This is a genomic window from Aeromonas sp. R2-2, from assembly GCF_040908355.1.
In the GTDB taxonomy this organism is placed as follows: Bacteria; Pseudomonadota; Gammaproteobacteria; order Enterobacterales; family Aeromonadaceae; genus Aeromonas; species Aeromonas veronii.
The window spans coordinates 1-17,851 of sequence record NZ_JBFODQ010000101.1 but is presented as its reverse complement, the minus strand read 5'-3'; the positions used below and the strand labels follow the sequence as shown (position 1 = coordinate 17,851).

22 protein-coding genes and 1 pseudogene are annotated in these 17,851 nt (G+C 57.5%); 17 read left to right on the top strand and 6 right to left on the bottom strand.

The features are described 5' to 3' along the window. Positions 1 to 875 (top strand): annotated as a pseudogene (locus tag AB5Z09_RS21650) (replication endonuclease); the annotation flags it as partial. 208 nt (positions 876 to 1,083) lie between these two features. Here AB5Z09_RS21650 and AB5Z09_RS21645 read toward each other — a convergent pair. The 6 genes from AB5Z09_RS21645 to AB5Z09_RS21620 all read right to left on the bottom strand — a co-directional run bounded on the left by AB5Z09_RS21645 (position 1,084) and on the right by AB5Z09_RS21620 (position 7,254). Beyond that, complete coding sequence (locus tag AB5Z09_RS21645) at positions 1,084 to 2,316, bottom strand: MFS transporter (RefSeq protein ID WP_368196238.1); 1,233 nt, start codon at positions 2,314 to 2,316, stop codon at positions 1,084 to 1,086. Then, entirely contained in the window at positions 2,306 to 2,707 is a 402-nt protein-coding gene (locus AB5Z09_RS21640) for a carboxymuconolactone decarboxylase family protein (RefSeq protein WP_258721758.1), read from the bottom strand. Before AB5Z09_RS21640 ends, AB5Z09_RS21645 begins: the two co-directional genes overlap by 11 nt. After that, a complete protein-coding gene (locus AB5Z09_RS21635; RefSeq protein ID WP_368196236.1) occupies positions 2,694 to 3,674 on the bottom strand; it encodes an HEXXH motif-containing putative peptide modification protein in 981 nt (326 codons plus the stop codon). The genes AB5Z09_RS21640 and AB5Z09_RS21635 overlap by 14 nt, the downstream gene beginning before the upstream one ends. A gap of 442 nt (positions 3,675 to 4,116) precedes the next feature. Further along, positions 4,117 to 4,368 carry an ogr/Delta-like zinc finger family protein gene (locus AB5Z09_RS21630; protein ID WP_181497356.1) on the bottom strand — a complete coding sequence of 84 codons (252 nt, stop codon included), beginning with the start codon at positions 4,366 to 4,368 and terminating at the stop codon, positions 4,117 to 4,119. A gap of 58 nt (positions 4,369 to 4,426) precedes the next feature. After that, positions 4,427 to 5,440, bottom strand: coding sequence for a phage portal protein (locus tag AB5Z09_RS21625; RefSeq protein WP_323966858.1), 1,014 nt, complete (start codon positions 5,438 to 5,440; stop codon positions 4,427 to 4,429). Continuing rightward, positions 5,437 to 7,254 (bottom strand): terminase family protein, encoded by a 1,818-nt coding sequence (locus AB5Z09_RS21620; protein WP_368196234.1) that lies wholly within the window; start codon positions 7,252 to 7,254, stop codon positions 5,437 to 5,439. The genes AB5Z09_RS21625 and AB5Z09_RS21620 overlap by 4 nt, the downstream gene beginning before the upstream one ends. Positions 7,255 to 7,428: 174 nt before the next feature. Between AB5Z09_RS21620 and AB5Z09_RS21615 the strand changes: the two genes are divergently transcribed. From AB5Z09_RS21615 to AB5Z09_RS21540, 16 genes are all read left to right on the top strand, one after another. Continuing rightward, a complete protein-coding gene (locus AB5Z09_RS21615) occupies positions 7,429 to 8,301 on the top strand; it encodes a GPO family capsid scaffolding protein (RefSeq protein WP_368196198.1) in 873 nt (290 codons plus the stop codon). Positions 8,302 to 8,310: 9 nt separating this feature from the next. Then, positions 8,311 to 9,360 (top strand): phage major capsid protein, P2 family, encoded by a 1,050-nt coding sequence (locus AB5Z09_RS21610; RefSeq protein ID WP_368196200.1) that lies wholly within the window; start codon positions 8,311 to 8,313, stop codon positions 9,358 to 9,360. A 3-nt stretch (positions 9,361 to 9,363) separates the two neighbouring features. Continuing rightward, positions 9,364 to 10,089 carry a terminase endonuclease subunit gene (locus tag AB5Z09_RS21605; protein ID WP_368196202.1) on the top strand — a complete coding sequence of 242 codons (726 nt, stop codon included), beginning with the start codon at positions 9,364 to 9,366 and terminating at the stop codon, positions 10,087 to 10,089. A gap of 116 nt (positions 10,090 to 10,205) precedes the next feature. Next, positions 10,206 to 10,667: a head completion/stabilization protein gene (locus AB5Z09_RS21600; RefSeq protein ID WP_368196203.1), complete on the top strand. Its 462-nt coding sequence runs from the start codon at positions 10,206 to 10,208 to the stop codon at positions 10,665 to 10,667. 8 nt (positions 10,668 to 10,675) lie between these two features. Then, positions 10,676 to 11,188: a phage tail protein gene (locus AB5Z09_RS21595; protein WP_075115557.1), complete on the top strand. Its 513-nt coding sequence runs from the start codon at positions 10,676 to 10,678 to the stop codon at positions 11,186 to 11,188. Beyond that, complete coding sequence (locus AB5Z09_RS21590) at positions 11,185 to 11,871, top strand: phage virion morphogenesis protein (RefSeq protein ID WP_368196205.1); 687 nt, start codon at positions 11,185 to 11,187, stop codon at positions 11,869 to 11,871. The genes AB5Z09_RS21595 and AB5Z09_RS21590 overlap by 4 nt, the downstream gene beginning before the upstream one ends. A gap of 4 nt (positions 11,872 to 11,875) precedes the next feature. After that, complete coding sequence (locus tag AB5Z09_RS21585; protein WP_368196208.1) at positions 11,876 to 13,000, top strand: DUF2586 domain-containing protein; 1,125 nt, start codon at positions 11,876 to 11,878, stop codon at positions 12,998 to 13,000. A gap of 3 nt (positions 13,001 to 13,003) precedes the next feature. Further along, on the top strand, positions 13,004 to 13,459 hold the full coding sequence (locus AB5Z09_RS21580) for a phage protein (RefSeq protein WP_108570475.1): 456 nt from the start codon (positions 13,004 to 13,006) through the stop codon (positions 13,457 to 13,459). A gap of 9 nt (positions 13,460 to 13,468) precedes the next feature. Continuing rightward, positions 13,469 to 13,678, top strand: coding sequence for a TraR/DksA family transcriptional regulator (locus AB5Z09_RS21575; RefSeq protein ID WP_368196210.1), 210 nt, complete (start codon positions 13,469 to 13,471; stop codon positions 13,676 to 13,678). 23 nt (positions 13,679 to 13,701) lie between these two features. Next, positions 13,702 to 14,019, top strand: a complete 318-nt coding sequence (locus AB5Z09_RS21570; protein ID WP_075115611.1) for a phage holin, lambda family — start codon at positions 13,702 to 13,704, stop codon at positions 14,017 to 14,019. A 9-nt stretch (positions 14,020 to 14,028) separates the two neighbouring features. Beyond that, entirely contained in the window at positions 14,029 to 15,117 is a 1,089-nt protein-coding gene (locus AB5Z09_RS21565; RefSeq protein ID WP_368196211.1) for a site-specific DNA-methyltransferase, read from the top strand. Then, entirely contained in the window at positions 15,104 to 15,565 is a 462-nt protein-coding gene (locus tag AB5Z09_RS21560) for a glycoside hydrolase family 104 protein (protein WP_368196214.1), read from the top strand. The genes AB5Z09_RS21565 and AB5Z09_RS21560 overlap by 14 nt, the downstream gene beginning before the upstream one ends. Beyond that, positions 15,562 to 16,005 carry a hypothetical protein gene (locus AB5Z09_RS21555; RefSeq protein ID WP_368196215.1) on the top strand — a complete coding sequence of 148 codons (444 nt, stop codon included), beginning with the start codon at positions 15,562 to 15,564 and terminating at the stop codon, positions 16,003 to 16,005. Before AB5Z09_RS21560 ends, AB5Z09_RS21555 begins: the two co-directional genes overlap by 4 nt. Continuing rightward, positions 15,938 to 16,132, top strand: coding sequence for a hypothetical protein (locus tag AB5Z09_RS21550; RefSeq protein WP_260392951.1), 195 nt, complete (start codon positions 15,938 to 15,940; stop codon positions 16,130 to 16,132). Before AB5Z09_RS21555 ends, AB5Z09_RS21550 begins: the two co-directional genes overlap by 68 nt. Beyond that, entirely contained in the window at positions 16,129 to 16,392 is a 264-nt protein-coding gene (locus AB5Z09_RS21545) for a putative phage tail assembly chaperone (protein ID WP_029299933.1), read from the top strand. Before AB5Z09_RS21550 ends, AB5Z09_RS21545 begins: the two co-directional genes overlap by 4 nt. Positions 16,393 to 16,583: 191 nt before the next feature. After that, a partial coding sequence (locus AB5Z09_RS21540) for a phage tail tape measure protein (RefSeq protein ID WP_368196231.1) occupies positions 16,584 to 17,851 on the top strand: 1,268 nt, incomplete at its 3' end.

Below are 17,851 nucleotides of genomic sequence, written 5' to 3'. Positions count from 1 at the left end.
GGGCCAGTTGGTGGGGCATTCGCACCTTCCAGCAGATCGGCGGCGCCCCGGTCGGGGTATGGCGCGAGCTGCGCCGCATCAGCAACGCCAAGAAGTATGCCGAACTGGTTGGCCCGCCCAAGCCCGTGCTGCAAGACCCGCGATTTGAGGCGGCCCGCTTTGCCGCAGATAACGGCATCTTTCGCTGCTATCTGCACGCCATGGGCGGTGCACTGGCCACCCGCGCCGAACACCCTATCAAGCTGGCCCACCTCATCGAGGAGCAGGCCAACAGCTATGGCGAAGACATCAAGCGCCTGATGGGCATTACTTCCGCTCGCCTTGGCATCAAGACCCGCCTGCAAGGGTGGGAAATTGTGCCTGCCGGTACTCATGAAGCCAGGAAAGCCGCCGAGGCTGCAGCGAGTGGGGTTGGGGTTAAGACGGGCGACAGCCCGGCACCTTGGAGCTCTGACAATAACTGTACGCTACCGGATCCTGATGCCTTCGCAGACCAGATCATGAGGGAACAATGGGGGTTATCGCCCTTCTCCATCGACCGTTTACGGGCTGGCGCCAGCATCACGGTGGACGGTTTCACCCTCTGGCTGGAAAACGGCCAGTTGCAGTCAAGCCGAGCGCTCCCAAGCGAGCCGGATTGGATACCAGATGGCCGACCGCCAACCGAACTGGACCAGCCGGATGAGTACGCGGTACCGGAAGGCGATCCAGACTGGCCGATGTTGGTTGAGCTGTGCGGTCAAGTCTACCAGGCGCAAGGCCATGGCAGTGCACACCGCTGGATCGATATGCTACCGGAGCCCTATCAGTCAGAGATGTGGCGGGTATTAGAGGGCCTGGATGTACCGGAGTGGATGCAGGGACGAGATATGTGATTCACAGAGAAAGTTTCATTATTAGTAATTTGCACACATCTATTCATGATTAAAATACTAATAACACTCCAATTTGTTGTTAACGGTTTTTCGATAGACAACGTGGTCTAAATTACACATTGTCGCTATAAAGTCATTATGCATTTTTTTGAAAACAACTAAAGGCAGGAGGAATTCATAAATAACATCCTCCTGCAACCTTAATAAACTATGCCATGTATGCTTTTGGATAAAGCTTAACATAATGCTCATTCAAGTTATCATTATCCAACTGCGCCACCAATTTAAAATCTTTAGAAAACCAAATGGCAATAGCGGAAATAAAAATCAATACAGCAAAAAGTGCTAGAGCAACATATAGACTACCAGAATTAACTAGCAATGTAGACATAGTCATACCTGCTGGAATAGGTAGTATACATACGGCAAGAAATATTGATTCAAATGCCCCTCTCAGTTCTGAGGGTGTTGCTGAACAACGAATCTTAGTAGTGTTGATGTTATATATAACAACCCCTGAACCAGATAACAAAAGCCCAATAAATAAAGAAAATATGCTGCCAGAATACAAAATCAACAACAAGCTAAACCCGACAATGCTGACGCTCGCAACCGTCGTAACTCTAACGCCAAGCCAGTCATTCAACTTTTTACATAGTACGACACTACCCCAAAGCATACCGATACCAAACATGGCTTCAGATATCCCTATTTCTAAGGCGGTATAGCCATACGTATCTACAATTAATATTGGTGTTATATACATCAAGGTTGGTGTAAGAACAAAATTCGACACAGCCGAGACTATCACCAGAATTCTTTCCACTTTATTTCCAATTAGGGCACTTATTGCCGTCGCATTATTGGCCTTACTAACAAATGATATTTTTTTGTTTGTCTTTACAATAATAAAAACCAATAATGAAATGGCTGTAGATATCATCAATATTCTAGTTGTTTGCTCAAGAGAAAACGCACTAATTACAAATCCAGATATAGCCGCACCCAAGATGGTATTAATTGAATTTACAAAACCTCTAATTCTGAACGCTCGCTCAATATTATTTCCAGCGTATATATCTGGAACAATGCTAGACCCTATTGGTTGAATTGCAATACTAAATAAAGATGTAGCTATATATATAAGACCAAGTTGTAAAGGTCCTTTATCACCAGAAAACTCAAGTGTAAGCAAGCATAATAAACTTGCGAGAGAACAAAATACTGGTATTTTAATTTTTGTAATTTTACTGGCAAAAAAACTCATCAGTATGAGGGTGGACACTTGTAACAGCCAAGAAATTGATATAAACCAACCAAGCTCAACCTTCAGTTGATAATGCTGAATCATAACCCACGCAAGCAATATTCCGAAAGCACGACATGAAGATGTAAAAATAACATCAGCGAACTGATATAAGTAAAAATTTTTATGCTTCATTGTCCTTCCCACTCTGAAATTTTTTCCAGGTCTCATCAAAGATGACTGCAGCATTCATAGCCCTAGTAAAACCAGAAAAAACAGCATTTTGAATAAGAATTTCCTGCATGTCTTCTCTAGAAAACCCAAGCCTATAAGCAGCATAACCTTGGAATGACAGTTGCCTTTCTGCACCTCCAACAGCAATCAAAGCTGATATTGTTGCTATGTGCCGTTCTCTAGTGGTTAAAACTCCTCTCTGATAGGCATCTTGATAAATACTTTTGATCAACCGCTCAACCAGTTCAGGTGCAATCGGGTACAGATCTTCTTGTAAGCGTCTAACAGAATCTCCATTAAACTCTGTCATTAAATCAATCGTTTTTTGGTCAAGAGAGTCAATGAACTTCATCTAATACCGCCTCTATTTCCGCATTGCAATTTTTAATGAAAGTAATTCCTAGAGGTGTGAGGTGACCATGACTAGTTATAACATCATAACAACCTTTGAATTGTTCAACACTTATGTTGAAATGATAAAGCGCTTTAGCATCGCTCGGATTTAACTTTAAGACCCTACTAAAGAAGCAAGCTATTCTATATAAAACAAAGGCAGCATGATAAATTCCATTCATAGTTCTTAAACCAGTCCTAAGCGGAGATGGAAAGCGTTCATTATCTTTATTTAAAACAATTTCATCGACAGTCATGATTGAAAGCAAAACCTGATGGGCAGACTCGTGAATTATCTTATCCACAAGAAAATACAAGTCCTTAACACAGGTTTCCTTATTTATAAAAACAGTCCCCAACTTATTAAAGTCACTACCAGAATATACGATGTGACCATTGTTTTCATTGGCACTAAAAACAAAAAATTCATCTACAATTTCTTGTATTTCAAGATACAACTCAGGATCTACATCAAGAATTAAACTAAAAGCCTCATCTAAGCCAACCTTAATTAAATCATCATATTCAGACATGACGTCAATATATTGAAAACTATACACATCATCATTTGTTTTTGAAAAAAAATCAAAAACTCCTTCTGGAAGGTTATCCTTTCTAGCTATTATCACCTTCTCATTTTTATCTAGCTCAAGTTTTGCGATTAAACTAAAACAGTTCTTAATCCTGTCTAGTTCCTGTCTCTCAATCCCTTTGCAGATTTCTTTAACTGCGTAAAATAAAAAACCGCTCGAATATTTTTTTGACTCAGCCAGTGAAATGAATTCTTCAACTTTAAAATATGTGTTCTTATCAAGAACATCATCACAAACATATAATACATACTTTAAAGATGATATCAGATTATCTCGTGTTAACTCTTTTAGCCGCTTAGATTGTACATGGTCTGGTGTATGTGTTAGTTGCATTATACTCACCTTTTATTTTAAGTAGATAAGCAACTTGTTGTTGCTTATCTACTTGTACTTTTACTACTTTGTGCCGATCGTCATGATATTAAGGCAGGTTGATTTGTTCTTCAGAGTGATGATTTTTGTAGCATCGAATTTCTTAAGCATTTTGATATCCTTATTAAAATTAAATGTTGCTGAATTGCAACAATTTGAAGTTACCAAATGACCCCAACCAAGATCAACCCTTTTTGTTAAAAAAATGATATTAATGCGTTTCTCAGTTGTTTTGTTGGGCGGAAAATCGGACCTAGGGTCAATAGAGTAGATATCTGAGCCAACAAAAAGTGGTTAATGCTGACAGAAGGTGAACAATAGAAAAAAGGAATCTGCTATCCCACGCAAGGCCAGTGCTGGCGCGGATAGCAGAACCATCCAAATGGAAATAGTTAGGTGGGTACTAACGCGCCCCCAGTCCTTTCAGTACCAACTGCCGCCCCTCTGGCGTGAGCGACCCCATCAAGCTCAGCACCAGCTGGTTGGTGGTCTTGGCCGAGGGGCTTAGGGTATGGGCGAACGACAAGGTGGCCACCCAGCTGTGACCGCACTCGGCATCGGTGCACTGGCAGTAGAGATCCGAGACATCATCGCTCAGTCGGTTGGTCTTGGTAATGCGGCCCCGCTGGCCACACACTTTGCAATAAACCCGCATTACGCCCCCTTTTCTATCCAAATCAACAGCCTATCTTGCCACAGCAAGCACTGTTTGTTTATACAGTTGAACCGATATTCTCCCGAAAATCGACCCAGAGGGAGCGAGGGAGTCCTGCGCTGTTGATGGCATCCTGGATAAGCTCGCACAGCGGCAGCACCTCGTTGCGGGCATAGGTGGCATCGTACTTCTCGGGATCCCCGAGCCCTCCCCCGCCATTGGTCGGAATAATGCCGGCCAGCGCCGCCGGAAAGCGGTGGCTGGTCAATACATCCTGAGCGGTAATCCCCTTGATGGCCGCGAACTCGTCCTTGGTGGCGATATCCCCCACCGGAATAAGCTTGATGCCATCAGGCTTGCCATCCGGAATGTTGACGAACATGGAGCGGAAGTTCCCCACCCCCTTGCTGCTCGCGATCATCTCCTTCATCTCTTCCTCAGTGTCGTCGTCCATGTTCGGGTCTGTGGCGTAGAAGATGAAGCCCATGTGGGCGCCGTTGAGGAAGTATTTGCGCCGAAACAGGGTGGCGTCCTGGTTGAGCAGGGCCGACTGCAGGCCACCCAGGTAGTCGGGCATGCCGTAGATCTGCTGCTCGGGGTCGTACTGGGCCAGCCAGATGATGTCCTCCGGCCGGTAAATCAGATTCGGCTTGCCCTGCTGCAGGTAGACAAAGCAGCCATCCTCGCGCCGGCGCAGGTAGACGCTGGAGAGCGGCAGCAGCCCCACCACCTGGTTAAACCCATTGCGCAGTTTAAGCAGACCCGCATCCCCGAACTGCAGGTAGTTGTGGGCAAAGGCGGTGACCGTGGTGCGCTGGTTGGTAAAGCGACCTGCCACCATATTGCGGCGCGCCATCAGGATGGCCCCGTGGTGGGCATTGGCCCGCACCACCTTGGCCAACCCCTTGCGCTCGATAGGCGGCTGGTAATACTCGCCATAGGGGTTGTAGAACACCCCGGTGTAATCGGTCATCCAGGCCGTGGGGTCGATGGCCTCCGGCATGCTGAACGCCACCGCGCTCTTTGCTGGGGTGGCCGCCCGGGCCGGTTGGGGTTTGTGTCGCTTGGTCATGCTGCCTTTCTCTCCTGGCTGGTTGCCCAGGTGGATTTACGTTTTCGGGTGGTATCGAGCGGTTCGTTGGCCACGGCGTGGGCGATGGCAAAAAAGACGTCAGCGTGGCCGGTCACGTTGTCGCGGGCGGCCCGAAACGTCATCTGGCCGCCGCCGGTGGTGCTGCGCTTGATGGCGAGGAACGCCAGCGGGATATCCCGATCCGAACCGTCCCACTCGATGCGGTTTGCCTCCACCACATCGATCATCTTGAGTACCAGCCGCGATTTGCTCTCGATGCTGTAGTTGATGGGGTGGCACACCCCTTTGAAGATGGGCTTCAACAGGTCAAACACCCCGGCGCCGATGCCGGATACATCGACCCCGAGATAGGTGACCCGAAACTTCTTGGCGATGCGCTCTATCTCCTGCGCCTGGTACTGGAAGTTGAGCCCGCGCCAATAGTGCTTCTCCAGCACCCGAAAGCGCTCACCGGCCACCATCGGTGGGGCAACCACCACCAGGGTGGCATTGTCGCGAGTACGGCTCGGGTCGTAGCCCAACCACACCTCGCGCCGGCCGAACGGGTCAGGCCGCCCGGGCTTGTAATCCTCCCAACGGCTGGGGTCTACCCCTGCCCGCTCCATGTCCTGGAACTTGAACACCGACAGGGCATCGTCGATAAACCGGCACATGTAGAGGCGATCGAACACCTCCTCGGGGTACTCGTCTTTGAGCTCCTCGATGTCGATGAGGTGGCAGCCAAGCCGGATGGCATCTTCGATGGTGATGACATAACGCCACTGCCGATCCGGGCAGATGCGGCCACCGTCGCGCAGGTCATCTTCGCCCGGGAAGTCGATGGCCACCCGGCTCGGGCGCTGCCCCTTCCAGCGATCCCCGGTCCAGAACCGGTACGCTTCGTGAACCTTGCTCGACGGGGTCGAGAAGTAGGTCTTGCGCCAGCGGCTCTGGGTCGCCATGGCGCTAGCCACGTCCGAGAGCTTCTCGAAGTTGGGGATCCAGAAATACTCGTCGATGTAGACGTTGCCGGAGCGGGACTGGGCGCTGTTGGAGTTGGTGGAGCAAAAGTGCAGCTCCGCGCCGTTCGACAGCACGATGGGGTTACCGGTCAGGGTGACGCCGAGGAAGGTCTGGGCAATCTTGCAGATGTAGGAGCGAAACACCTCCGCCTGGGCGCGGGTGGCAGACAGGAATATCTGGTTGCCGCCGGTAAGCACCGCATCTTCCAGCGCCTCGCCGGCGAAGTAGTAGGTCATGCCGATCTGGCGGGATTTGAGGATGTTGCGAGTACGCGGCAGCGCCGGGTCGTTCTTGGCCTCCCGACAGCGCAGCTGATAGCCAAACAAGGTACCCAGCCACTCGGCAAAGTCTGCCTCCGTCAGGTGACTGACCTCGTTCTTGCCCTTCTTGCCGCCCTTCCCTTTGCGGCCGCCATCCTGGCCACCTCGTCCACGTTGGATTCGCGGCGGGGCGGGTTCCTCTCCCGCTTCACTCTGGACCTTGAGGGCCTGCAGACGCTCGGCCCACTTGATGGCCTTCTCCTTGAGGCTGACATGGTGGCCGATAAGCCGGTCCAGTTCGTCCAGCTCGGCGCTGGTTTTCTTCTCCCGCCCGAGCAGCGACTGCACCCGGCGGGCGATGGCATCTTCCACCGCCTCTTCGGTCAGCAGGTCACGCCAGCCGTACTTCTCGGCCCAGAAGTAGACCACTCGGCAGGAGTTAAGCCCCAGTTCGTCCTTGATCTCCTGGGGTGTCCATCGTTTAAGGTAGAGTCCCCGCGCGGCATTGCGGATCTCTTCGGGATACGCCACGGCGCCTCCATCAGGTGAATGATGGCGCCATCATAGCCAGCCCCTCCCCTTGCTTATCTCACTGATGTTCCACGCAATTCGGATATCCCACTGGATCCGAATCGCCACGAACACAACTGGATGAAACCCCCTTGCCGACCCGATAGCCTGACCCCGCATCTATTGGGAGCAGGCATGAACGAATCAACCTTGAGAACTGGCTGGGTCTGTATCGCCACCGAAGGCAAAGCGGTGGATGGGCGGGATATTACCCGCGACTGGCTCACCGACATGGCCGAGACCTACGATCCGACCTATTACACCGCCGTCATCTGGCCCGAGCACGATCGCTGGTCCAGCTATGGCACGGTGCAGGCGCTCAAGACCGAAGAGGTGGATGGCAAGCTCAAGCTGTTCGCCATCCTCTGTCCGAATCGCGATCTCATCTACTACAACCAGAACGGTCAGTACCAGTTCTGCTCCATCGAACCCTTCGAGAACTTCGCCGATCTGGGGCGTACCTACCTGCTGGGCCTTGGCGTCACCGATGAGCCCGCCAGCACCGGCACCACCCATCTCAAGTTCAGCAACAGCAACAAGGGACAGACCGTTGGCACCAGCGAGCCGCTGGACCTCTCCATGTTCAAGCTACCCAAGCACGAGAAGGCCGATGGCCTGATCGCCAAGTTTTTCAGCTTCCTGGCCAGTCATGGCGAGCAAGCGCCCACGACTCCCCCCAGCCAACCCGAGGATGAGGAAATGAAACCAGAACAGTTCGATCAGATGCTGGGGGCTCTTAACGGCCTTGGCACCAAGATCGATGCCTTCAGCACCAAGCTGGACGCCAAACCGGCCACCGACGACACCACCCAACCGGTCACCGAGCCCGCAAAGGTGGGGGAGCAACCCGGCATCACCACCGAGCAGTTCAGCAAGCTGGAACAGACCCTGGCCAGCCTGACCGACAAGTTCGGCGAGCTGAACAGCAAGATCGACCAGTTCTCTGTCGAGAAGCCGGGCCAGCGCCCGGACGCCCTCGGCGGTGACGATACCCCTGCAGTCTATTAAGGAGCGACCGTGAGCCAGACCCTTACCGTCCAGGCCATGCAGCGCCTGGAGCAATACAACAATGCCCTGGCCAAGGCCTACGGCATCCCCGTTAACGCGCTGGCCAAGCAGTTCAGCGTCACCGGTCCGGTGGAGACGGGCCTTCGCGCCGCGCTGCTCGCCTCCGTCGAGTTCCTCGGACTCATAACTTGCCTCGACGTAGATCAGATCAAGGGCCAGGTGGTGCAAGTGGGCATCGGCAAGCTGTTCACCGGCCGCAAGAAGGATGGCCGCTTTAACGGCAAGATCGGCGTCGCCGGCAACACCTATGAGCTGACCGAGACTGACTCCTGTGCCTCGCTCGACTGGGCGACCCTGTGCGTCTGGGCCAATGCGGGCAGCGAAGGCGAGTTCCTGCGCCTGGTGGGCGATTTCATCAACAAGGCGTTTGCCCTGGACATGCTGCGCGTCGGCTGGAACGGCGTGGAAGCGGCCGACGACACCGACCCGAAAGCCCATCCGCTGGGTGAAGACGTCAACAAAGGCTGGCACCAGCTGGCCCGCGAGTGGAACGGTGGCAGCCAGATCATCAAGGCCGAGGCTGGCAAGAAGATCCACTTCGACCCGGACGGCAAGGGGGATTACAAGACCCTGGACGAGATGGCCTCCGACCTTATCAACACCACCATCGATCCGCTGTTCCGCCAAGACCCGCGTCTGGTCGTGCTGGTCGGTACCGACCTGGTGGCCTCGGCCCAGGCCAAGCTCTACAGCGAAGCCACCAAGCCGACCGAGCAGATCGCCGCCCAGAAGCTGGCCGAGTCCATTGCCGGGCGCAAGGCCTACATCCCGCCCTTCTTCCCGGGCAAGCGGATGGTGGTCACCACCCTCGACAACTTGCACATCTACACCCAGCGCGGTACCCGCAAGCGCAAGGCCGACGATAACCAGGACAAGAAGTGCTTCGATAACCAGTACTGGCGGATGGAAGGCTACGCCATCGGCGAATACCTGGCCTATGGCGGCTTTGAAGAGGCCGACATCGAGATCGGCTCCGCCCCCACTGCGCCGAGCGAGTAACCCATGAGCTCACCGGGTCAACGCCACAAGCAACGGGTGCAAGCCATGCAGGGGGCCGCGCAGGCCGCCTGCACGGGCATGGCCACCGGCGCGGTGGCGGACAGCCTGCACCTGCAGATGATTGCCCTGGAACAGGACATCGCTCGCCTGCGCAAGCTGGCCCGCATTGGGGATCGGGTGAACATGAAGCGCAGCGAACTGATGCCCAAATACCGCCCCTATGTGGAGCGCTATCTGGCCAGCGTGGCCGAGTCCGGTCAGCCCTATCAGAACGAGCTGTTTCAACTGCTCACCGTCTGGGCCTTCGATGTCGGGGATTTCGACACTGGCATCGCCTGGGCCGAACTTGCCATTACTCAAGGCCAGCGCACCCCGAGCAACATCAAGCGGGACTGGGCCCACTTTGTGGCCGACACCGTGCTGGAGTGGGCCGAGAAGCAAGCGGCCGAGGGCCATGCGGTCGAGCCCTGGTTCTCCCGGGTGTTCGACAAGGTACGAGATGACTGGCGCCTCAACGAGAAGCTCACAGCCAAGTGGTTCAAGGCCGCGGGCTGTCTGCTGCTACGTGACCAGGATGGCCAGCCGCGTCCGAGTGCCGTGGGGGACTCCGCCCCCCTGGAGCAGGCCGACCACTGGCTGGCCCAGGCAGAAAAGCTGCACAGCAAGGTGGGGGTCAACACCTTGCGCCAGAAGATTGCCATGCGCCTGCGGGTGCTCAATCCCGAATAACAAACCGACTCTCCGCGCCGTCGCACCCCGGCGCGAATGCCATGGAGCACCTTTGGCGACCCCAGCGGCAATTGCGTGGCTACAGGGGTGCACCTATTCAACCAGCGAGGTCACTGATGTTTGCAGGCAAGGATATCGACTACAGCGCCGCCACTATCCGCAATGACGGGTTTTGGCCCGATGTGGCCGTGGCCGATTTTGAACGCCGCCGCGCCCTGCCTGCCGACCTTGACCCGCAAACCACCGGCGCCGCCCTGCTGGCGGCCATCTCGGAAATCAACCTGCAGCTGGCGATGCGCCAGGCTGCGCTGATGGCCGAGGGCTATGCCAGTGCCGCCGAGGTGCCGGGGCCAAGCCTGCAAGGCAGCACCAATGCGTTGACCGAGCAGTATCTGGCCGCGGTGTTTGCCCGCGCCAAGGCGGCCCTCTTGCCGGAGTTCGCCTGCGTCACCGAGCGGCCGGCTGCCAACAACCTGGCCGAGCGGGCACCGGAACAACGGGCCCAGCTGCTGGCCGAGAGTCAGCAGCTGGTGCGCAGCATCAAAGGCAAACACCGCGCGGGGGTCTCGTTGATATGAGTAAAGAGATGAGTGAACAGCAGGCCCAGGGCTATTTCCTGCACGCCCTCCACGCCGAGCTCAACCGGGTGCTGCCGGCCAAGTGCCGCAAGTCCCTCGATAGCTGGATGGAGAACGGAACGATCCGCCTCGAATCCCGCAACATGGGCCCGACCGGGGTGGACGTGGCCTGGCTCACCTATCAGGCGGTGTTCATCGTTGAACAACTGCCCTTTCGTGAGCTGGATCCGGCCATCGTCTTGGCAGCCGTGGCCGCCTGGGTGCAGGAGCACGACTCGTTTCGCGAACAGTTTGAGCTGGCCGACCCGGAATACGCGGTGACCCCGAACGATGAGAAGAGTGCCGACCTCGAGATCCAGCTCGCCTTTACCGAGCCGCTGCGCCTTATCGAGCACCCGAGCGGCCCCATCAACTGGCTCGGCAAGTGCTGGCAGGTGGCCCCCTATGAGATCTGGGTGGCCGACCACATCGACATGAACGTCGGTGATACCGGCCATCACCAGGTAGGTGGCCCGGCATGATCACCATCACCCTGGACGCCCGCCGCAGCCAGGACCTGCTCAACCTGCTGGCCCTACCGCCCCAGAAGCGCAAGCGCTTGGTGTGGCGCGCCGCGGCCGAGCTCAAAAAGCTGGCGGCCCGTCATGTACGCCAGCAGCAAGACCCCAACGGTCAGCCCTGGGCGCCGCGCAAGCGGGGCAAACGCAAGATGCTGCGCGGCCTGCCCAAACTGCTGGAGATCCACGCACCCGGCCAGGACGTGGCAGAGCTCGGGTTCAAACGGGGGACGATGAACGTCCATGCCGGGGTTATCGCCAACACCCACCAGAAGGGACACACCTATCAGGTGACCGCGGCCAGCCGGCGCCGCATTGCCCCCAGTGAAGGCGGTAAGCAAAAACCGGCGACCAAGGCGCAAGCCCGCAAACTGCGCGAGCTCGGGTTCAAGCGCCCTGGGGCACGCAAGGGGTCATACCGCTCGGCGTCGCTCGGCTGGATCACCGGCAATCTCAACTACGCCCAGGCGGGATTGCTTATCAGGAAACTCAAGGATGAACCAGTGAAAACGCGCTGGGAGATTGAGCTCCCTGCCCGCCCATTCCTCGGCGCCAACGCCAAGCAACGGGAGCAAGCCTTTGCCCGCGCCCTGCAGAGCATCGACTACGGCTGGGACGTCAACAAGCAAGAGATGAAGGGGAAATAACGCCATGTGGCCTTATGTACAGATCAACAACTTGAACCAGATGCAGGGGCCGGTGACCGAGGTCGAGCGCCACCTGCTGTTTGTCGGCACGGCGCCAAGCAATACCGGCAAGCTGCTCTCCCTCAATACCCAGAGCGACTTTGACAAGCTGCTGGGCGAGCCCGCCAGCGAGCTCAAAACCAACCTGCAGGCCGCCATGGCCAACGCGGGCCAGAACTGGACGGCCGCCGCCTTTGTGCTGCCCACCGACATGGACTGGAAAGATGCCGTCCGTGAGGCACAGAAGACCCAATCCTTTGAAGGGGTGGTGGTGCTGGGGCAAGAGTGGGACGAGGCGAAGATCAACGCCGCCCACGCGCTGAACCAGGAGCTGATCGCCAAGTGGGGTCGCTGGCAGTTCATGCTGCTGGCGGTCGCGGGGATCAATGCCGCCGAGCAGGATGGCCAGAGCTGGAGCGACTACGAGGCCGCCCTGGTCACCCTGCAAGATGGCATCAAGGCCGAGTCCGTTACCCTGCTGCCGCAGCTGTGGCCCAACCTCGCCGGTGCCTATGCCGGTCGCCTGTGCAACCGGGCGGTGAGCATTGCCGATACCCCGTGCCGGGTCAAAACCGGTGCCCTGATCGGCCTTGGCAACAAGCCCAAGGACAAGGACGGGGTCGAGTTGCCGCTGGCGACCCTGCAGACCCTGGAGCAGAACCGCTACTCGGTGCCGATGTGGTACCCGGACTATGACGGTATCTATTGGGCTGACGGCCGCACCCTGGACGCCGAGGGCGGCGACTACCAGGTGATCGAAAACCTGCGGGTGGCCTACAAGGTGGCGCGCCGGATGCGGGTGCGCGCCATCGCCCGTATCGGCGATCGCTCGTTCAACTCCACTCCGGGCAGCACGGCCGCCGCCATCCTCTACTTTGGCAAAGACCTGCGCGAGATGGCCAGGACCACCACCATCAACGGCCAGCCGTTCCCGGGCGAGATCACCTCCCCTCGGGATGGCGATATCGCTATCCAGTGGACCGACAAAAACCACGTCTCCATCTACGTGGTGATCCGCACCGTGGACTGCCCCAAGGGGATCACCATCAACATCATGCTCGATCTGAGCCTCACCAATGGGGAGGGCTAACCCATGACAAGACGCATTTCAGGGCAGAGCTTCGACATTGAACTGCTGGGCACCATGGTGCACGTCGAGAAGGCCAGCCTCACCATCACCGACAGCAGCGCCGTGGCGCAGACCCGCGGCATCCCTGACGGCTTTGTGGATGGCGAGGTATCGGCCGAGTGCGAGTTCGAGCTCGATGCCAAGAACTTCAAGCTGCTGAGCGATGCCGCCAAACGGGCCGGCAGCTGGCGCGGGCTGAAACCGGACGATGTGCTGTTCTACGCCGACACCGGCGACGAAACCATGAAGGTGGAGGCCTTCGGGGTGAAGCTGCAGATCGCCGACCTGCTCGATATCGACCCCAAAGGGGGAAGCAAGGGGGTGCACAAGCTCAAGGGCATCGTCACCTCCCCCGACTTCGTTCACATCAATGGCGTGCCGTACCTCTCGGATGATGACACCCGCCACCTCAAAGGGTAAGGGGGCCAGGTGGACGATATTGACCGCGCAAACAGCCACGCCGCCCGGATGCTGGCCGTGCATCTGGCCAACCAGGTGGGCAAAGGGCGCTACCAGGGGGAGAGCCGGCACCGCTGCGAAGAGTGCGACGACCCCATCCCGGCAGCACGCCGTCAACATGTGCCGGGGGTGCGGCTGTGCGTCCCCTGTCAGACCCGCCTTGAGAGGCTGGGCCGCTAACCAGAGCAACGGACATGAACGCCATGCCCCATAAAGACCCCACTCTCTGGGCCCTGCTACTGGCCTGGTTGATGGACAACATGCCCACCGTCTATGGCACTGCGTTAGCAGTATTAACGGCTTGGCTACGCATCACCTATGGCGGTGGCAGTGGTCGCCGCAGGCTCCTGGAGTCCGTCTTGTGCGGGGCCATCACCTTGGCATTTATCAGTGCCTTTGGCTGGTTCGGGATCCCTGGAGAGGCGGCAGGATTTGTAGGCGGCATGGTAGGCCTTATCGGTGTTGAGACTATTCGCGGCCTTGCCGAGCGGTGGCTCAACGCCAAATTACCGAAGGAGTGAACAGACGTGATGACTGATCAAATGCATATCCACAAAATCAACGACCGCATCAAGCTGGTAAATGCGGATTCGCTGGTTTACCTGAAAACCATGCCCTCTCACAGCCTGGATCTGGTAGCGGTAGACCCGCCCTACTTCCGGGTAAAAGATCTGGACTGGGATAACCAGTGGCCAGACGTCAGCGCCTACCTGGATTGGCTAGAACAGTGTGTGATCGAGTTTGCCCGCATCCTCAAGCCGAACGGATCGCTCTATCTGTTTTGCAGTCCCGGGCTCAATGCCGATATCGAACTCTTGGTACGCAAGCACTTCAAGGTATTGAGCCACATCGTCTGGGCCAAACCCTCGGGGGTGTGGAATCGCACGGACAAATCCGCCCTGCGCAATTTCTGGCCCGCCAGTGAACGCATCATTTTTGCCGAGCAGCTGGACGCCCATGGCATGGCGCAACAAAGCGGCTATCGCCAGGCCTGCCAGACGCTGCGTGTTCAGGTGATGCAGCCGCTGATCGACTACTTCCAACAAGCCAAAGCGGCCTGTGGCATCTCCAACAAGGAGATCGACCAGGCAATGGGGTGCCAGATGGCCGGGCACTGGTTCGGTCGCAGCCAGTGGAGCCTGCCAAGCGAAGCACAATACGCCCGCTTGCAAGCCCTGTTCGCCAAGAAGGCTGACGCCCTTTGCCAGCCTCATCATCAACTCAAAGAGACCTATCAGGGATTGCATCGCACCTACCAAACCCTGGTAGCCAGTTATGACGAGCTGAAGGCCGAGTATGAGCGACTGCGCCGCCCTTTCAGCGTCACCAAGGATGTCCCCTTTACAGATGTCTGGTCTTACCCCTCGGTGCAAGCCTACCCCGGGAAACACCCGTGCGAAAAACCCGCCGCCATGATGGAACACATTGTGCGCACCAGCAGCCGGCCGGGTGATGTGGTCGGTGACTTCTTTATGGGCTCGGGGGCTACCGGCAAGGCTGCCTGGCGGCTTGGCCGCCGTTTCGTCGGCGTGGAGCTGGAAACCCCGCGGTTTTCCCAAACATGCCGGGAGTTTCAGACCCTTGTCAGTCAGGAGGAAAAACACCATGCCACGCAGTAACTGCCACCCGCAGGTGGCCGCGTTTCTCGACATGATTGCCTATGCCGAAGGCACCAAGGACCGGGGCGATGACGGATACAACAAGCTGGTCAATCCGGCGGGGTTCTTTGAGAGCTACGCCACCCACCCGAACGTGCTGGTGCAGGTCAACAAGACCCTGAGCAGCACCGCGGCTGGCCGCTATCAGTTCCTGTCAAAGCACTGGACCCACTACCGCGACCAGCTCGGGCTGCCTGACTTTGGCCCCGCCTCGCAAGACACCTGGGCGATCCAGCTTATTCGCGAGCGCAAGGCGTTGGACGATGTGCTTAAAGGACGAATCCCCCAAGCGGTGGCCAAGTGCGCCAACATCTGGGCCAGCCTGCCGGGGGCCGGCTACGGTCAGCGCGAGCACCAGCTGGCAGACCTGCAGGCCAAATTCACCGAGTTTGGCGGGGTACTGGCATGAGCACCTTCAAGGCACAGCTCTCCAATGTGCTGCTGGTACTGGTGCTGGTGATGGGCGCAGCCCTGTTTCTTGGCAGCCGGATGCTGGAGAGCCGGGGCAAGGCGCTGGCCACCGCCAACGAGACCATCAACACCTTGCAGCAGACCAACGAGCAGCAGGCCAGCCAGCTGGTGACGTTGCAGCGCGATGCCGCGGGGCTGCGCAAATTGCTGGGCACCCAGAGCGCCGCCCTAGCCGAGCTAGACCAACAACAGAGGAAAACCGCCGATGAACTGGAACAAGCGCTGGCCACGCCGCCGGCGGGCCGCCCGGACTGTGCTCGCGAGCCTCTGCCTGACGCTGCTTTGCGCCTGCTCCAGCCAGCCCCAGACCGTGGTGCAAACGCAAGTCATCAAGCGGCTACCGCCGCCGGGGCTGGTGCCCCACTGCCCGGAGCCTGATTTCACGGGGCGCACCTACGGCGACGCCGTACGGTTTATCCCCACCCTGCAGATGGCGCTGCGCCGCTGCCAAACCCAAATCAACACCCTGAACCACTGGATTGAACAAGAGGAAACCACCCCATGACCACTCCCATCATCACCCTGGACGTCGCCGGCAAAGAGCTGAAATTCGCCCCCACCATGGTGGCCTACAACGGCTTTATCAACGACATGATGCCAAGCGACAAGGTAGCGCCGGCCCACAACTACCTGAAAAAGATCGTCTGCCAGGAGAGCAAAGAGGCGCTCGATGAGCTGCTCAAACGCCCGGGCGCGGCGCTGCAGCTGGCAGGCGCCATTAACCAGCAGTTCGCCCCCGACCTAGAGATCACCGTAAAAAACTGACGGCGCGCGCCGAGGCCATCGAGCGCAATCACCTGGAGCAGGCGCTGGCGCTGCGGCGCCACTACCTGCCCCATGACGAAGACGATATCGACAGCCTGGCCCGCGCCCTCTGGTTAGACCGACACACCCGGGAGTCCTACGCCGCTGCAGTGGCTGAGGGCATCGCCAACGCATTCAACGGATAACGACCTATGGCCTGGATGGAAAAATTGATGATGCAGGTGGCTTTGGTGGATCAGGTCACCAAGCCCCTTGCTGGCATCAATGCCCAGATGGACAAGGTCAGCAAGGCCGGCCGTCAGGGCTGGAGCAGCATGGCAATGGGGGCCACCACGGTGGTCGCCGGCGGCATGGCGATCCAGTCTGCCCTCGGCCCGGCCATCGAGATGGACAGGGCGCTAGCGGAGGTGGCCTCGCTCGATGTGCAAAAGGATGTGCTCGGGGCGCTCGGCCGCGAGGCGTTGAAACTCTCTATCCAGTACGGGGAGTCGGCCACCGAGATTGTCCGCTCCTCCTACGATATCCAGTCAGCAATCGCGGGGCTCGAAGGTAACGAGCTGCCCGCCTTTACCCGCGCCTCGACCACGCTAGCCAAGGCGACCAAGGCCGACACCGCCACCATCACCAACTACATGGGCACCATGTACGGCATCTTCGAGCAGCAGGCCAAGCAGATGGGCAAGGCCAACTGGGTCGAGGATGTGGCCGGCAAGACCGCGCTCGCGGTGCAACTTTTCAAGACCACCGGCCAGGGCATGGCCGATGCGTTCGGGGCAATTGGCGCCAACGCCACCGCCGCCGGCATCGCGATGGACGAGCAGTTCGCGGTACTCGGCCAGCTGCAGGCCACCATGAGTGGCGGCGAGGCCGGTACCAAGTTCAAAGCGTTTCTGGCAGGCGTCGGCAATGCCCAGAAGGCGCTCGGCATCCAGTTCACCAATGCCGCAGGCAACATGCTGCCGGTGCTCACCATGCTGGACAAACTCAAGGCACGTTATGGCGAGACCCTGAGCGTGGCCGAGGGGGACGAGCTCAAGAAGGCATTCGGCTCGGATGAGGCGGTCAGCATGATCAAGCTCCTGATGACCAACACCAAGGGGCTTGCCACCAACATCAATGCGCTGGCCAACACCCACGGCATGGGCAAGGCCGAGCAGATGGCCGCCGCCATGACTGACCAGTGGCAGCGGGTCGAGCAAGCCTGGTTTGCCATCCGCGCCGCCGCGTTCGGGGTGGTACTGCCCGCTATCAACGCCGTGATGAGCGTCTTTGCCGATGGCGCCAACGAGGTGCTGCGCTGGACGCATCTTTTCCCGAACCTGACCAAGGTCATCAGCTATGCCCTGCTGGCCATCGTGGGGTTGAGCATGGTCACCGGTACCTGGATGCTGATCGCCGGCTTGGCCAAGCTGGCCACCCTGGGGCTTGGTATCGCCTGGTCCATCATCACCGCCCCGCT

Bases quoted from the DNA above. Each gene is read 5' to 3' on its own strand.
- AB5Z09_RS21645 (WP_368196238.1), bottom strand. From the start codon at position 2,316: ATGAAGCATAAAAATTTTTACTTATATCAGTTCGCTGATGTTATTTTT.
- AB5Z09_RS21640 (WP_258721758.1), bottom strand. From the start codon at position 2,707: ATGAAGTTCATTGACTCTCTTGACCAAAAAACGATTGATTTAATGACA.
- AB5Z09_RS21635 (WP_368196236.1), bottom strand. From the start codon at position 3,674: ATGCAACTAACACATACACCAGACCATGTACAATCTAAGCGGCTAAAA.
- AB5Z09_RS21630 (WP_181497356.1), bottom strand. From the start codon at position 4,368: ATGCGGGTTTATTGCAAAGTGTGTGGCCAGCGGGGCCGCATTACCAAG.
- AB5Z09_RS21625 (WP_323966858.1), bottom strand. From the start codon at position 5,440: ATGACCAAGCGACACAAACCCCAACCGGCCCGGGCGGCCACCCCAGCA.
- AB5Z09_RS21615 (WP_368196198.1), top strand. From the start codon at position 7,429: ATGAACGAATCAACCTTGAGAACTGGCTGGGTCTGTATCGCCACCGAA.
- AB5Z09_RS21605 (WP_368196202.1), top strand. From the start codon at position 9,364: ATGAGCTCACCGGGTCAACGCCACAAGCAACGGGTGCAAGCCATGCAG.
- AB5Z09_RS21600 (WP_368196203.1), top strand. From the start codon at position 10,206: ATGTTTGCAGGCAAGGATATCGACTACAGCGCCGCCACTATCCGCAAT.
- AB5Z09_RS21595 (WP_075115557.1), top strand. From the start codon at position 10,676: ATGAGTGAACAGCAGGCCCAGGGCTATTTCCTGCACGCCCTCCACGCC.
- AB5Z09_RS21590 (WP_368196205.1), top strand. From the start codon at position 11,185: ATGATCACCATCACCCTGGACGCCCGCCGCAGCCAGGACCTGCTCAAC.
- AB5Z09_RS21585 (WP_368196208.1), top strand. From the start codon at position 11,876: ATGTGGCCTTATGTACAGATCAACAACTTGAACCAGATGCAGGGGCCG.
- AB5Z09_RS21580 (WP_108570475.1), top strand. From the start codon at position 13,004: ATGACAAGACGCATTTCAGGGCAGAGCTTCGACATTGAACTGCTGGGC.
- AB5Z09_RS21570 (WP_075115611.1), top strand. From the start codon at position 13,702: ATGCCCCATAAAGACCCCACTCTCTGGGCCCTGCTACTGGCCTGGTTG.
- AB5Z09_RS21565 (WP_368196211.1), top strand. From the start codon at position 14,029: ATGACTGATCAAATGCATATCCACAAAATCAACGACCGCATCAAGCTG.
- AB5Z09_RS21560 (WP_368196214.1), top strand. From the start codon at position 15,104: ATGCCACGCAGTAACTGCCACCCGCAGGTGGCCGCGTTTCTCGACATG.
- AB5Z09_RS21555 (WP_368196215.1), top strand. From the start codon at position 15,562: ATGAGCACCTTCAAGGCACAGCTCTCCAATGTGCTGCTGGTACTGGTG.
- AB5Z09_RS21545 (WP_029299933.1), top strand. From the start codon at position 16,129: ATGACCACTCCCATCATCACCCTGGACGTCGCCGGCAAAGAGCTGAAA.